The organism is Emergencia sp., assembly GCF_048465375.1.
Lineage (GTDB): Bacteria > Bacillota > Clostridia > Peptostreptococcales > Anaerovoracaceae > Senimuribacter.
The window spans coordinates 680,936-694,706 of record NZ_DBFWLQ010000002.1; the positions used below are offsets into that span (position 1 = coordinate 680,936).

At 44.9% G+C, this 13,771-nt stretch carries 15 protein-coding genes; 14 read left to right on the plus strand and 1 reads right to left on the minus strand.

What is annotated here, in order from left to right; genetic code table 11:
* The first annotated feature begins 29 nt into the window (after positions 1 to 29).
* From rimM to ACMQ5W_RS03780, 14 genes are all read left to right on the plus strand, one after another.
* On the plus strand, positions 30 to 536 hold the full coding sequence (rimM, locus tag ACMQ5W_RS03715; protein ID WP_419023485.1) for a ribosome maturation factor RimM: 507 nt from the start codon (positions 30 to 32) through the stop codon (positions 534 to 536).
* Positions 526 to 1,257 carry a tRNA (guanosine(37)-N1)-methyltransferase TrmD gene (trmD, locus tag ACMQ5W_RS03720; protein WP_148491659.1) on the plus strand — a complete coding sequence of 244 codons (732 nt, stop codon included), beginning with the start codon at positions 526 to 528 and terminating at the stop codon, positions 1,255 to 1,257. The genes rimM and trmD overlap by 11 nt, the downstream gene beginning before the upstream one ends.
* 14 nt (positions 1,258 to 1,271) lie before the next feature.
* The gene (locus tag ACMQ5W_RS03725; RefSeq protein WP_419023487.1) at positions 1,272 to 2,246 is read left to right on the plus strand and encodes an HlyD family efflux transporter periplasmic adaptor subunit; all 975 of its coding nucleotides are present in this window, start codon (positions 1,272 to 1,274) and stop codon (positions 2,244 to 2,246) included.
* Positions 2,247 to 2,268: 22 nt separating this feature from the next.
* Positions 2,269 to 2,973, plus strand: coding sequence for a YggS family pyridoxal phosphate-dependent enzyme (locus tag ACMQ5W_RS03730; protein ID WP_148491661.1), 705 nt, complete (start codon positions 2,269 to 2,271; stop codon positions 2,971 to 2,973).
* A gap of 21 nt (positions 2,974 to 2,994) precedes the next feature.
* Positions 2,995 to 3,510 (plus strand): cell division protein SepF, encoded by a 516-nt coding sequence (locus tag ACMQ5W_RS03735; RefSeq protein ID WP_419023489.1) that lies wholly within the window; start codon positions 2,995 to 2,997, stop codon positions 3,508 to 3,510.
* A 7-nt stretch (positions 3,511 to 3,517) separates the two neighbouring features.
* Positions 3,518 to 3,805 (plus strand): YggT family protein, encoded by a 288-nt coding sequence (locus ACMQ5W_RS03740; protein ID WP_419023491.1) that lies wholly within the window; start codon positions 3,518 to 3,520, stop codon positions 3,803 to 3,805.
* Between the two features lie 15 nt (positions 3,806 to 3,820).
* The gene (locus ACMQ5W_RS03745; RefSeq protein WP_419023493.1) at positions 3,821 to 4,516 is read left to right on the plus strand and encodes a DivIVA domain-containing protein; all 696 of its coding nucleotides are present in this window, start codon (positions 3,821 to 3,823) and stop codon (positions 4,514 to 4,516) included.
* 37 nt (positions 4,517 to 4,553) lie between these two features.
* A complete protein-coding gene (gene lspA, locus ACMQ5W_RS03750) occupies positions 4,554 to 5,006 on the plus strand; it encodes a signal peptidase II (RefSeq protein ID WP_419023495.1) in 453 nt (150 codons plus the stop codon).
* Positions 4,999 to 5,931: an RluA family pseudouridine synthase gene (locus tag ACMQ5W_RS03755; RefSeq protein ID WP_419023497.1), complete on the plus strand. Its 933-nt coding sequence runs from the start codon at positions 4,999 to 5,001 to the stop codon at positions 5,929 to 5,931. The genes lspA and ACMQ5W_RS03755 overlap by 8 nt, the downstream gene beginning before the upstream one ends.
* Before the next feature lie 2 nt (positions 5,932 to 5,933).
* Positions 5,934 to 6,563: a flavin reductase family protein gene (locus ACMQ5W_RS03760; RefSeq protein WP_419023499.1), complete on the plus strand. Its 630-nt coding sequence runs from the start codon at positions 5,934 to 5,936 to the stop codon at positions 6,561 to 6,563.
* Between the two features lie 369 nt (positions 6,564 to 6,932).
* Positions 6,933 to 7,781 carry a lysophospholipase gene (locus tag ACMQ5W_RS03765; protein WP_419023501.1) on the plus strand — a complete coding sequence of 283 codons (849 nt, stop codon included), beginning with the start codon at positions 6,933 to 6,935 and terminating at the stop codon, positions 7,779 to 7,781.
* 12 nt (positions 7,782 to 7,793) lie between these two features.
* Positions 7,794 to 8,477 carry a GTP pyrophosphokinase gene (locus ACMQ5W_RS03770; RefSeq protein ID WP_148491669.1) on the plus strand — a complete coding sequence of 228 codons (684 nt, stop codon included), beginning with the start codon at positions 7,794 to 7,796 and terminating at the stop codon, positions 8,475 to 8,477.
* Positions 8,478 to 8,656: 179 nt separating this feature from the next.
* A complete protein-coding gene (locus ACMQ5W_RS03775) occupies positions 8,657 to 9,700 on the plus strand; it encodes a uroporphyrinogen decarboxylase family protein (RefSeq protein ID WP_419023503.1) in 1,044 nt (347 codons plus the stop codon).
* Between the two features lie 67 nt (positions 9,701 to 9,767).
* Positions 9,768 to 11,771 (plus strand): hydantoinase/oxoprolinase family protein, encoded by a 2,004-nt coding sequence (locus ACMQ5W_RS03780; RefSeq protein ID WP_419023505.1) that lies wholly within the window; start codon positions 9,768 to 9,770, stop codon positions 11,769 to 11,771.
* A gap of 56 nt (positions 11,772 to 11,827) precedes the next feature.
* Here ACMQ5W_RS03780 and ACMQ5W_RS03785 read toward each other — a convergent pair whose 3' ends face one another.
* Positions 11,828 to 13,495, minus strand: coding sequence for an Rqc2 family fibronectin-binding protein (locus ACMQ5W_RS03785; protein ID WP_419023507.1), 1,668 nt, complete (start codon positions 13,493 to 13,495; stop codon positions 11,828 to 11,830).
* Between the last annotated feature and the right edge of the window lie 276 nt (positions 13,496 to 13,771).

Consider the following 13,771-nt stretch of genomic DNA (forward strand, 5'->3'; position numbering starts at 1 on the left):
CATGTGCCTCAAATATAATTAGGAGAAAAATGGAAAAAATTAAGATTGGGAGAATTGTAAACGCCGTTGCACTGCGAGGCGAAGTGAAGGTTTATAATTACTCCGGTTACAGAGAACGATACGAAGAACTGAAGCAGATTTTCGTTGAAGACAAAGAATATGAAATTGAAAAAGTCAGGTATCAGCAGCACATGGTCATTTTGAAGCTTACCGGCATTGATGACAGAAATGCGGCAGAGGCCATGAAGAATAAGGACATCTTTATCACAGAAGATGATCTTCTTGAGCTGCCAGAGGATACCTTTTATATAAGAGACCTGATCGGCTTATCCGTTATAGACATCGAGGAAGACAAAACGATCGGCAAGATCAAAGACGTTTTGCAGCCGTCATCTCAGGACATTTACGTCGTAAAGCTTGCCAGTGGCAGAGATGCGATGATTCCGGTTGTTTCGGAGTTTGTAAAAGAGGTGAGCCTCGAAGAGGGATACGTAAAGGTGCGTCTGATAGAAGGAATGATTGATGATGAAAATTAACGTACTGACTCTTTTCCCAGAGATGTTCACAGCAGTAACTGGCAGCATTCTGGGCCGAGCCTGCGAAAAAGGCATCCTCCAATTCCAATTTATCAACATCAGAGACTTCAGCAACGATAAGCATAAGAAGGTCGACGATTATCCCTTTGGCGGAGGCCCCGGCATGGTCATGATGGCTGATCCAATCTTTGGTGCACTGCATTCCATCGGGGCACAAGGGAAGAAAATTCTCTATATGTCGCCTAGAGGGAAGACTCTGGACAAAGAGAAAATTCAGGAACTGGCAGAAGAAGAGGAGTTAACCATTCTCTGCGGACACTATGAAGGTGTGGATCAGAGGGCGCTGGATTATTTTGATATGGAAGAAGTATCCATCGGCGACTATATTCTCACTGGCGGCGAACTGCCTGCCATGGTTCTCATCGATACAGTTGCCCGTTTGATTCCAGGCGTTCTTGCCAGCGAAGATTCGGCAACAGAAGAGTCTATCTATTCAGGTCTTTTGGAATATCCTCAATATACGAAACCGAGAAGTTATGAGGGGATGGATGTACCAGAAGTTTTGGTCAGCGGCAATCATAAGCTGATTTATCTTTGGAAATTTGAGCAGTCTTTGCGTCTGACCAAAGAATTGCGGCCTGACTTATTTGAAGACTTTGTGAAGAACAGTAAAGAATTGACAAAAGATGAACATAAGGTATTGGAAAAAGTATTAAAATGATGTAAAATAATTTTATGAGCAAAATGAAGAAAAAACCGATATTAATCTTTGTAATAGCCTTGATAGCGCTATACATAATTATATATATAATACCAAAAGTAACTGGCGCATTGGTGTCCGCTTATACCGTAGAGTACGGCGAACTAAAAGTAGCAGACGAGACGCAAGGGTTTTTGGTGAGAGACGAAAAAGTCTATATCTCTGCGACAAGCGGTAAAGCAAATCGATATATCAAAGGCGGAACACTGGTAAGAGCTGGGACAACCATTATGGAGGTGACTGGCAATTCGGAAGGTGAAGTTGCCACCAAGTATACCGATATACTGACCAGATTAGGGGATGATGCCATATCGACCAGTGACTTTTCTGTAGCCGAAGGCGGCGTTATCAGTTATTATGCAGACGGTTATGAGGGGAAGATCAGACCGGACAATATGGAAAAGGGCACCTATGAGTATTTCAGCAAACTGAGCCAGAACAACGTGGTGAATCTTGCCAGAAATGCAGTTGCCAAAGGAGAACCGGTATTCAAGGTTGCGGACCGCACCAAGTGGTACATCGTCTGTTTCATTGACAAAAAGAACTTGGACCGCTATACAGAGGGCCAGGAAGTGACCGTGGAATTCGAAGACGATTTTGTCAGAGCCAAAGTCTACAAAGCTGACGAACAGGACGGCAAAGGCAGAGTTATCCTGATTACAGACTATTATTATGAGAAATTTGCAAAGACGAGAGTTGCCGATATTTCCCTGGTTACAGACAGTGGCAAAGGTTTGATTATCGAAAATAGCAGCATAACCGAGGAAAAAGGCATGGAGGGCGTCTATGTCAAAAACAAGACCAACGACTACAATTTCGTGCCAATCCAAGTGATTGTCAGTGATGGTGAAAAGTCTTTGGTGAAAGATACTTTTTTCTACGATACAAAAAAAGGCAAGACATATGATACCATAGAGATCTATGATGTGGTTCTCAAGGACCCAAAATAAATTTGTGAAAGCGGGTGTAGAAATGTCAATTAAATCAAATATCGAGTACATCAATGAACTGAAAGCTGCAGCGGCTGAAAAATCAGGAAGAACTGGAGACGATGTGCTGTTGGTAGCCGTAACCAAGCTTCATACTCCAGAGGAGATGAATGAAGCCATAGAGGCAGGCATTACCGATATTGGAGAAAATAAAGTGCAGGAAATCATGGACAAATATGACCATGTGAAACCAGTGAGATGGCATTTAATCGGCCACTTACAGACGAACAAAGTCAAATATATCATCGATAAAGTGAGCATGATTCATTCTGTCGATTCGCTCCATCTGGCAAAGGAAATCAACAAGAGAGCGCAGCAGCACGATCTGACCATGGATATTTTAGTTCAGGTTAATTCTGCGGAGGAGGACTCTAAGTTCGGTATCACCACAGAAGAGACAGACCAGCTGATCAGCGATATTGCAGAGCAGTGTCCGAATATCAGAATCAAAGGTTTGATGTGTATTGCACCTTTTGAGCAGGATCCAAACGATGCGAGAGAATATTTTGCAGAAGTTAAGAAAATATATGACAAATACGTTAATGAGAAAAGTGACAGGGTAGACTTTGAGTATCTGTCAATGGGAATGACCAATGACTTTGAGGTAGCCATAGAAGAAGGCTCCAATTTGATCAGAGTCGGAACAGCCATTTTCGGGTATAGAGATTACCGCAAAGAAGAAAAGTAATACCTAGGGGAGGAAAAAATTATGGGTTTTGCAGAATCAATCAAAAAAGTAATCGGTATAGAAGAGTTAGATGATGACGAAATGATCACAGAAGAAGAGGTCAACGCCGCGAAAGAAAAAATAGCGAAAGAACCGAGACGTTCTTATGCCAGCGATACGGTGACTACAGAAAAGAAAGCGAAAGCGCCGATGAGCAGCAGTTCGTCGAAGACTTCAGAAAAGCGTTTTTCTGTGACAAACACCAGCGCTTTCAAGTTGGTGTTAATTGAGCCGAAAGCCTTTGAAGAATGCCCTAAATTGGTAGACAGTTTAAAAGGCAGAAGACCGGTTATAATCAATTTAGAGAAATTGGAAACAGAAGTCGCTAGAAAAATCTTCGACTTTATGAGCGGGGCGACTTATGCACTTAACGGGAACGTGCAGAAAGTAGCCAACAATATTTTCATCTTCGCGCCGGAGAATGTCGGAATCTCAACTTCTCAGGACGAGAGAACCGCCTTCGATTTCTCATCAGATGAAAAAAGTCCTTGGAGGTAATTGACAAGTGATATACGTTTTAGTTCGCGCGATTAGCTTGTTCGCAGGGTTGCTCTCATTTGCTTTGCTTGCCATGTGTGCACTTAGCTTTGTAGTCGCTTATAACCCGTACTCGTCAGCGGGTAAGATTTACCAAGTTCTGGTCAAAATCACGGATCCGATTGTAATGCCGTTCCGCCGGCTGATGTCCCGGTTTAATACCGGTATGGTAGACTTCTCACCTATGCTGGCAATGATCGCTATACAAATCGTAGAAAAAATCTTAATCCGAATAATAATCATGTTTGCGTTTTAAACGAAAGGATACACTATGATTACGCCACTTGAGATAGAAAACAAACAATTTGCCAAAGCAATGAGAGGTTATAATGCCGATGAGGTAGATCAGTTCTTAGACGAGATCATCCTCGATCTGCAGAAACTTCTCGCAGAGAATGAACGTTTAAAAGCAAAAGTCGAAAGTTTGGAAAGTGATCTGAATCAGTATAAGAAATCAGAAGCTTCCGTTTTGAATACTCTGGAATCCGCAAAGAAATTGATGAGAGACATTTCTGAGAGCGCCGAAAAGCGCGCAGAGATTATCATTAAAAATGCGCAGCTAGATGCTGACGTCATGCAGAGAGATGCCAAAGAATCCATATCAAAGCTGACAGAAGAAGGGGCGAAGCTGAAAGACAAGATTACCAGATTCAGGGGAAGATACAAACAAATGCTGGAAGATGAACTCAATGAGCTTGATGGCTCCAGTGAGGAACTCCTGGCCGACTTAGAGCGGGATTTTCTTCCTGCCTCTATGGAAGAACCAGTAAAGAAAACAGTGCCGACCCCTGCCATGAAGGAACCTGTTCCGCCAGTGCCGGAGGTTAGAATACCGTCATCTATGAGCGAGACCATGGTCATCGATGAACAGTCTTTTGAAGAGATGCTGATGGAGGATTTCGGCAAAAAGCAGGAACCTAAGAAGACCATCGTCAAAGAAGATATGACGAAGACGAGAATTATATAACAGGAGGCGGGGCACTAGATGCCCCGTGATTTATTATATGAAATATTATTTGACTGCAGTCCTGGTCATCGCAGCAGATCAGATTTCCAAGGCAGTAACTAGAATGACAATGTATGTGGGTGATTCTATCAGCATATTAGGTGATTTCTTCAGACTGACTTATATCAGGAACAGCGGCGCGGCTTTTAGTATGATGAGTGGGCAGAGAATTCTGCTGGTCGTCATACCGATTGCAGGTATGATTGCTGCGCTGTGGTATCTTCATCATCACAGAGGAGAACATTGGACTCTCTATGGATCCTGGACTCTGATTATTTCCGGCGGAATTGGAAACCTGATTGATCGCATCGCTTTTGGCGAAGTGACCGATATGTTTGACTTCAGCATTTTTCCGCCAGTGTTTAATGTTGCTGACATTGCCGTGACTTTTGGCTGTGCTCTGTTTATCGTTTATATTTTGGCAGGTGACAGGCTAAAGAAACATGAGTGAGAAAGAAGAAAAATATCAAATTTATATAGAAGAAGAACAGAAGGGCACCAGAATTGATCTCGTGCTCTCTTTGTCTTTGCCGGATACTTCCAGGAGCTTCATTCAAAAACTCTTTGAGAAGGGAAATATTTTGGTGAATGGTAAGCCCTGTACTTCAAAGAAATACAAGGCAGCCATCGGTGATATGGTCGAAATTACCATCCCAGCGCCTACCGATTTGAAGATTGAGGCGGAGAACATTCCCATCGATATCGTATACGAAGATGAGGACGTTTTAGTAGTCAACAAGCCCCGCGGCATGGTGGTTCATCCGGCAGTAGGCAATTATACGGGAACCTTAGTCAATGCAATCATGTATCACTGCGGAGAGCGCCTATCCTCTATTAACGGCGTCATCCGTCCCGGCATCGTTCACAGAATTGACAAGGACACCAGCGGGCTGCTGATGATTGCAAAAAACGACAGGGCTCATGAATCCCTCTCGAGGCAGCTGGCCGAACACTCCATTACCAGGCGGTATCAGGCGCTGGTCTATCACAATATCAGAGAAGAGGAAGGTACTGTAAACGCCCCTTTGGGCAGGGACCCGAAGAACAGATTGAAACGCGCTGTTACTGATGTGCACTCTAAGCGTGCGGTCACCCATTATCGGGTTCTGGAACGCTTTGGCAGATATACGCTGATTGAAGCAAAGTTAGAAACAGGGCGGACCCATCAAATTCGAGTTCACATGGCGTATATCAAACATCCGCTTGTCGGAGATTTGTTGTACGGACCTAAGAAACAGACGATTCCGGTGGAAGGACAGATGCTCCATGCAAAGACTCTGGGTTTTGTACATCCGAAGACAGGTGTTTACATGGAATTTGACAGTCCCCTGCCGGCGTATTTTGACACCATATTGACGGAACTTAGAAAGGAATAGTTATGACAAAGAGAGTGCTGAAACCAGGTACAATGCTCAACCCACTGCCCGTGGTCATGGTTTCCTGCGGCAGTGACAAAGAAAAAAATATCATTACGATCGCTTGGACGGGAATCATCAATTCAGAGCCTCCTATCACCTATGTTTCTGTGAGAAAGAACAGATATTCTCATCAGATGATCAGTGAAAGCGGTGAGTTTGTGATCAATCTGACCACGGAGGATTTGGCCAAAGTGACAGATTTCTGCGGTGTAAAGTCTGGCCGTGATATAGATAAATTTAAAGAGACGGGTCTGCACCCGCAAGCGGCAGAGATCGTATCCTGCCCGATGATCAGCGAGTCTCCAGTCAATCTGGAATGCAAGGTGTTAGAGGTGAAGGAATATCCATCTCATGATATGTTCATCGCTGAGATTGTGAAAGTTCACGCTGATGAAAGGCTCTTTGATGAGAAGGGGCGCATATGCCTGGACGAAGCAGGTATGCTCAGTTACAGTCACGGTGAATACTTCGGACTGAAAAGGCAGCCTCTCGGAAAGTTTGGTTACTCCATCATGAAGCCGAAGACCAGGAAGCGTATCAATCGAGAAAAGGCTGCCAGAAAAACCAGCCAAAGGAGAAAAAGAGGCTGATATTACAGCCTCCGATAATGTAAACCGCGCGCTTCTTATTTGATATTCTACAATAGATAAACATGCTATGAGTAGGTGTCGGCAAATTATCTGTAGTGATAGCTTATTCTAGTCTTGGATATGTTTGATGAACTTGATACAGTCCTCGCATACATATCCGCCTTTAAACACTGTGTTGTGATAGATGTTTCCACAAAGTGAACAATTTTTCTTCATTACGCAGGAACCTCCTTATAAAGCGCGCAGCTGTAGGTTGTATCGTTACTGTAACGCGGTTGTATGGGGAATGCAAGGGAATTTGCCCCAAATGTTCGTTTTTGGACTTTTTTTGTAAGTTTTTAGTATTTTTTTGTAAAGGAGCTTGTAATCATGTATGATAATTTTGCTTTTGAAAAGAGAGGACGCGCCGTCACAGGCTATCACTTTCCCTGTGAACATGCGTCTCATGTGATGTGCCTGATTCACGGAATCGGTGAACATGCTGGAAGATACCAACGGATGGCCGAAAAACTTGCTGAGAAAAAAATCGCTGTATTGTCTATGGACTTGAGAGGACACGGTATTTCCAGCGGCGTGCGGGGCGATACTGCGCCGCGCAGAGAAGTTTTGTCAGATGTAGACGCATTGATCGAATATGCCCAGGAGCTTTATCCGCACTGTCCTGTCGTTTTGTACGGCCATAGCATGGGAGGCAATATCTGTCTGAATTACCGCGCGGCAGGCAGGAAAAACGACGTACCGCAAAAATATATCGTTTCCGCGCCTTGGATTAAACTGGTAATGCAGATTCCAAAGCCTCTGTATACTTGTGTGAAAGCAGCGTCAAAAATTGTGCCTAAGATGACCATTTCCTCTTCCTTTCCAGAAGAAGATTTGGGCAATCTGGAATATGTCAGACCTTATAAAAACGATCCTCTTGTTCATGACAAAATCTCTCTCAGATGTGCTGTGGACTGTTACGACTTCGGCAATGCCATTGCTGCAGGAGATAATGAGGACAACCGCGGTGCGAAAGGAAAGCCTTTTCTGTTGATGCATGGAGACGGAGACAAGATCTGTGATATCGAAGGGAGCAGAGCTGTCGCAGGGCGTCTTTTGGGAACAGAAGGTTTTACTTATATCGAGTGGCCTGGTTACTATCACGAAATACATAACGGTGGACCGGATGCAACTGGAGATGAAGTTATAGCAAAGATAATCGAATTTATTTTAGAATAGGAATAGCAGGGAATGAGAGCAATGAATGAGGAAAAGACAAAGGAACTGATGCAGGAGCTGCTTCCTGATGATCCGCAAGAAACATTAAAAATATTAGAGGAATTCGATATTTTGATGATGCGGTATGATTCAGCGATCAGAGAAGTGAGGACAAAGCTGGAGATTCTCAATGACGAGTTGTCGCTGCTTTCGGAGCAGAGCCCTATTTCATCGGTATCGTCGAGACGTAAAAAACCGTTCAGCATTTTAGAAAAGCTGAAACGCCAGGGGGATACTATTTCTCTAAAATCAATCCAGGAGAACCTCAATGATGTGGCGGGAATCAGGGTGATCTGTTCTTTTGTAGACGATATTTACAAGGTGGCCAGAATGTTGGTGCAGCAGGACGATATCAAATTAATCAGAGTGAAAGATTATATCCAGAACCCAAAACCTAACGGATATAGAAGTTATCACATGATCGTAGAAGTGCCAGTGTTTTTTTCCAACGAGAAACGGCCGATGCGAGTCGAGGTACAGATTCGAACGGTGGCTATGGATTTCTGGGCCAGCCTGGAACATCAGATGAAATACAAGCAGGATATTGACAACGCAGAGGAAATCATGAGAGAGTTAAAAGACTGCGCAGACACCATCGCTGAGACGGATATGAAGATGTTAAAAATCAGAGAAAAAATTAGGAGTTTACAAAAATAAGACCAAAAATTCACGAAAAGACGGGGCTTAGGAAGGAAATATACTAGATTAAGTCTAATATCTAAGAAATTGCCTAAATATATTTATAATTTTCAGGAAATTTATCATATTCTTTTCTAATTAGGGCAGATATACTGTAGTTATCAAATAAAAATAAAATTGTTTTTTTGGAGGTAATTATGAATTCTATAGAGAGAGTTACGATGGCGCTAAACCATCAAGAACCCGACAGAGTGCCCGTATATCCGCTGATCAACAGTGTGTCCATGCAGACCTTGGGCATCGACTATGAAGAATGGTCAAAAGATGTGGACAAATGTGCTGAGTCCATCATCAGAGCGACAGACGAAATCGGCGTCGACGCAATTTGCACTTTGATTGACCTTTCTGTAGAAGCAGCTGACTGGGGTCAGAAAGTAGTATATAGTCCCAAGAATGCGGCTCATCCAGATATGGACGACAGATTGCTGAAGAGCGAAGATGATTATGATAAAGTGGAAATTATCAACCCTAGAGAAACGCCGAGAATGAGCGAACACATTGAATTGGCGAAGAAACTCTATGAAGCCAGGGGGCAGGAAAAGCCGATTATCGGTTTCGTGTTTGGACCGCTGGGGGTTTTGAGCATGATGAGAGGTCAGGAGCAGATGTTTTATGATATGATCAAATGTCCAGACAAGATGAATCAGGCTCTGCACAACATTACAGAGACCCTCAAAGAATTTGCCATCGCTTTGATCGAAGCCGGCTGTCATGCCATCATGTTCGACACACTGTACTCCTCAAAGACCATCCTCAGCCCGAAGATGTGGGATAAGGTGGAAGGTCCTCTGGTAGAAGAGTTGGCGCAGGCGGTAAGAGATCACGGCGCCATGGTCATGGTACATAACTGCGGCGAAGGGCTCTATATGAAGCAGCAGATTGAGAGAATGCATCCGGAGGCTTTTTCACTGGCACATTTTCCGCCTGACTGCAAGACCATGGAGGAGATGAAGGAAAAATACGGCGACCAGACCACTTTCATCGGTATGATTGAACCGGGATGGCTCCTGGCAGCTACAGAGGACGAGGTCAGAACAGAATGCAGGACGCAGATGGACGCGTTGGCAAAGGACGGCGGATTCATCCTTGCTACTGGCTGTGAATATCCGTCAGCATTGAACTTTGATATGGCAAAGCTCATCGTTGAAGAGGCTGACACCTACGGCAGATACGACAAATAATAGTAATGGATAAGCGTTCTTCAGAAGATTTTCTTTAGAACGCTTTTTGATTCAAAGGAGGAGCATTATGATTGCAATCGGTATTGACACCGGCGGTACCTGTACAGACGCTGTCATCTACGACGTAGCAAGCCACGAGGTCTTGTCTTACGGAAAGACTTTGACTACGAAAAAGGATTTGAAGATCGGGATTTTGGAAGCGCTTCGTTGTTTGGACCAGGAACTGCTGAAAAAGGCAGAGCACATTTCTCTCTCGACGACGTTAGCGACGAACGCCTGTGTAGAAGGCAAAGGCGGACGCGCGAAACTGGTCTTTATCGGCGTGAAGCCTGCATTTGTGGAGAAAATGCAAGGGACCTACGGCTTACCGCCTGTTTCAGAGATTTATTTCCTCGCTGGCGATGCCGGACAAGACGTCCATGAGGAAAACAAACCCGATTGGGATCATTTTCGGACAGTCGTCAAGGAGCAGTTTCGTGAATTTGACAGTGTCGCCGTAGTGCAGATGAATCCAAAATATAATGACGGTAAATTTGAGCTGGAGGCTGAGGCAATCATCAAGGAAGAACTTGGCGTACCCTGTGTCAGAGGATATGACCTATATCAGGAAATCAATGTGCAGAAGAGGGGGGCCACGGCGCTGCTCAACGCCAGGCTGCTTCCGGTTATGAACGATTTTTTCGCATCTATCGACAGCTCTCTGGAAGAACTGGAACTGGAGCTGCCGATTTTGGTGGTTAAAAGTGACGGCAGCATCATGAGCAGAGAGTACGCCATGAGCAGACCTGTCGAAACCCTGCTCTGTGGTCCAGCAGCCAGCATCATCGGTGCTATGGAGCTTTCCAGTCAAAAAGATGCGCTGATTGTGGACATGGGCGGAACTACCAGCGACGTGGCTTTAGTCAAAAATGGTGCGCCTGTGACCAGCGCTTCGGGAATTTCTATCGGCGAATGGCAGACCATGGTCAAAGGTGTGACGATTGACACGTTTGCCCTGGGAGGAGACAGTGCTGTGGAATACGAAGATAATCAGCTTTATCTGGACAGGAGAAGGGTGGTTCCGCTTTGTATGGCGGCAGCAAAGCATCCGGACATGGTAACAAAGCTTCAAAACCTGGTGTCCACCTATGCGGCCTACAGCTATCCTGCGAATCAGTTTTTTATGCTTCTCAATGAGCCGGAGAATATAGAAAAATATACCCCAAATGAACGAAAACTGATCGCCTCGCTGGCAGAAGGTCCCCTGATCTTTGACGAAGCGGCAGAAGCGGTGGGGATCAGCCCATATATTTTCAAGACGAAAAGACTGGAAGACGAAGGTGTCATCATCCGCTGCGGTGTGACGCCGACAGACGTGATGCACATTTACGGAGATTATACCGATTACAGTGTGGAGGCATCCAAGCTGGGAATCGATTATCTGCATATTGTTCTGCGAAAACCAATGGAGGAAATTTGTCAAAAGATCTATAATCTTGCCAAAAGCAGGTTATATAACAATTTGGTGAGAATTTTCATGCAGTATGAGACGGGTAAACTTCTTTCCGCTGATAATGCTCTGGCAATGGAGAAACTGACCGGGTATATTTTTGATTCCGCCAAAAGAGAAAATGGCTTTCAATTTTTGCAGCCAACCTTTGCTGCGAAGATCGGTTTGACCGGGATTGGAGCGCCGACGAGAATCTTTCTGCGTGATGTAGCCCACCTCCTTGGCACGGAAGCCGATATACCGGAATATGCCAAAGTAGCCAACGCCATCGGCGCAGCAGTGGGCAGCATCGTATCTGAGTACGTGGTAAAAATTGAACCGTGTGCGTATAAAGGCGGCTTTGGAAACTTTATGGTAACGGGAGGCACAGAAGTCGTCACCTTTGAGTATTACGATCAGGCGCTGGAAGAGGCAAAGCGGATTGCTGGAGAAAGAGCTTATCAGCGCGCAATGGACCAGGGAGCAAAAGGCGATATCAGAGTAGACGTGGCAGTATTTGAAGATTATTACGACTTAGTCGGCGGAGAGGCTGCTCGTCTGTTTTTGGAAACGAAAGTCATCGGAAAGGCTGCAGCAGAGTAAAAGAAAGGCAAAAAAGGAAACAACTCTAAGCGTTTCTTAAAGTTGTTTCCTACATGTTATTTCGGCAATTCCGGGTTGACCCAGACCGTTTTGTTATTGGTGAAAATGACCATGCCAGGTTTTGCGCCAGCAGGTTTTTTTACGTACTTTACCTGTACGTAGTCTACGGGCACGTTTTCAGAAGTGCGCCCCTTGCTGTGGTAGGCTGCAATGGCGGCGGCTTCAAAGATACCTGCTTCTGACAGTTCCCTGCCGCCAGTCTGTACGATGACGTGGGAACCAGGGATGTCTTTGGTATGAAACCAGATGTCTGACTTTGATGCGGTCTTCAGGGTCAGGTAGTCGTTTTCTTTGTTATTCCTTCCCACTAGAACGGGGAACCCATCAGACGTTTCATATTTGTGCGGCATCGGCTTATATTTCTTTTCCTTAAAGGTGGTCTTACGGCGCCGGATGTAGCCGGTTTCTATCAGCTCTGTGCGCAGAGCTTCGATTTCTTCCACACTGTCTGTATTGTTCAGATAGGTGAGGACAGATTCCAAGTATTTGATATCGTCATCTACTTCTTCCAGCTGAATCTGCTTTTCTTTGACGGCAGTCTTTGCTTTGCCGTAGCGCTTAAAATACTGCTGCGCATTTTTTGCCGGCGTATGGCGTTCATCCAGGGGGATTTTTACGGTAGAATTGTCATAATAGTTGACGACTTCTACTGATTTATCGCCTGTTTTGATCAAGTGCATATTGGCAGTCAAAAGCTCTCCGTAGAGTCGCAAGTCCTCTGAGTTTTCGGCTTTCAGCAAATCCTCTGAAAGACGCTGCTTTTTCAGATACAATTTGTCCAAAGTGGTGGTAACTGATTTGACCAGATCGTGAGACTTCTGCCTGGCTCTGTTGGATGATGCCTTGTTTTCAAAGTAGTAATTCAGACATTGGCTCAAGGTCTGAAAGTCCATGCGCCTGGCTGCGCCTTCGTATTCAGTAAGGTCTGTGATATGGAATTCCTGAGGCACGTCTTTTTGGTCGAGATAGACGCGCGGAACGAAGGTGACGCTGGCGATAGATTCGAGAATCTGCTGCAGAAATCCATAGCGGTCTTCTTTAGCTGCCAGCTCGGAAGCAATGGCGGGAGAAATACCGCCGACCTTTGAGAGGATGGCTTTGCTGTTTGCATCGATGGCATCTAGCTGGCCGCAGGTGATCGCCTTGAACGGCAATTTGTCCTGGGCGGGTGGATACTCGTACTCCTTGCCTGGCAGCACCTGACGTACTCTGTTGACGTCGATGGATACCCGCTTGATGCTGTCGATAATCTTCCCTGTTGTCATATCGACCAAAATGATATTGCTGTGTTTTCCCATAATCTCGAAAATCAATTTCTTTGATACAGTAAATCCCAGTTCGTTGAGGGTTTCGAGAGAGATTTCTATGATCCGCTCAGAATCTTTTTGAGAAATTTCCACGATTCTGCCTCCCTGCAGATGTTTGCGCAGCAGCATGCAGAATGCCAACGGGACGGGAGGATTCTGCGGATTCTCCTCGATAAAATGCAGCCTGGCGTGGGCGCTTCCCACAGAGGCAAACAGCTTTACGTTACCGGTTTTCGTGTGTATATGAAAAACAAGTTCATCATTTTCCGGCTGATAAACTTTTTCTATTTTTCCTAGATAAATCTTGTCCTGCAGCTCTTTTACCATAGCGCAGGTGATGATTCCGTCAAAAGCCATAATTAGTGCTCCTTTCATTAAATCCTTTCCATTGTACACTTATTGGCATTGATTTGTCAACGACTGCGGGCTGGCAGGACACGGCAAAAGCATGGAGCCCTAAAATATACCCCTTCGCTTTAAATCCGGCAAAAGTGCCTGAAACGAGCAATTTTAGGTGCATTTATGGCAGATTACTTGGTTCATGCGCATTTATCTGTTTTGGTCAAGATCGTGAGGGTGCAATCGGCATGAGAGATTGATTTGTCAACTAAACCGATTTGTGATAAAATAGAT

Bases quoted from the DNA above. Each gene is read 5' to 3' on its own strand.
- ACMQ5W_RS03725 (WP_419023487.1), top strand. From the start codon at position 1,272: ATGAGCAAAATGAAGAAAAAACCGATATTAATCTTTGTAATAGCCTTG.
- trmD (WP_148491659.1), top strand. From the start codon at position 526: ATGAAAATTAACGTACTGACTCTTTTCCCAGAGATGTTCACAGCAGTA.
- ACMQ5W_RS03765 (WP_419023501.1), top strand. From the start codon at position 6,933: ATGTATGATAATTTTGCTTTTGAAAAGAGAGGACGCGCCGTCACAGGC.
- ACMQ5W_RS03775 (WP_419023503.1), top strand. From the start codon at position 8,657: ATGAATTCTATAGAGAGAGTTACGATGGCGCTAAACCATCAAGAACCC.
- ACMQ5W_RS03760 (WP_419023499.1), top strand. From the start codon at position 5,934: ATGACAAAGAGAGTGCTGAAACCAGGTACAATGCTCAACCCACTGCCC.
- ACMQ5W_RS03735 (WP_419023489.1), top strand. From the start codon at position 2,995: ATGGGTTTTGCAGAATCAATCAAAAAAGTAATCGGTATAGAAGAGTTA.
- rimM (WP_419023485.1), top strand. From the start codon at position 30: ATGGAAAAAATTAAGATTGGGAGAATTGTAAACGCCGTTGCACTGCGA.
- ACMQ5W_RS03755 (WP_419023497.1), top strand. From the start codon at position 4,999: ATGAGTGAGAAAGAAGAAAAATATCAAATTTATATAGAAGAAGAACAG.
- ACMQ5W_RS03770 (WP_148491669.1), top strand. From the start codon at position 7,794: ATGAGAGCAATGAATGAGGAAAAGACAAAGGAACTGATGCAGGAGCTG.
- ACMQ5W_RS03785 (WP_419023507.1), bottom strand. From the start codon at position 13,495: ATGGCTTTTGACGGAATCATCACCTGCGCTATGGTAAAAGAGCTGCAG.
- lspA (WP_419023495.1), top strand. From the start codon at position 4,554: ATGAAATATTATTTGACTGCAGTCCTGGTCATCGCAGCAGATCAGATT.
- ACMQ5W_RS03780 (WP_419023505.1), top strand. From the start codon at position 9,768: ATGATTGCAATCGGTATTGACACCGGCGGTACCTGTACAGACGCTGTC.
- ACMQ5W_RS03745 (WP_419023493.1), top strand. From the start codon at position 3,821: ATGATTACGCCACTTGAGATAGAAAACAAACAATTTGCCAAAGCAATG.
- ACMQ5W_RS03730 (WP_148491661.1), top strand. From the start codon at position 2,269: ATGTCAATTAAATCAAATATCGAGTACATCAATGAACTGAAAGCTGCA.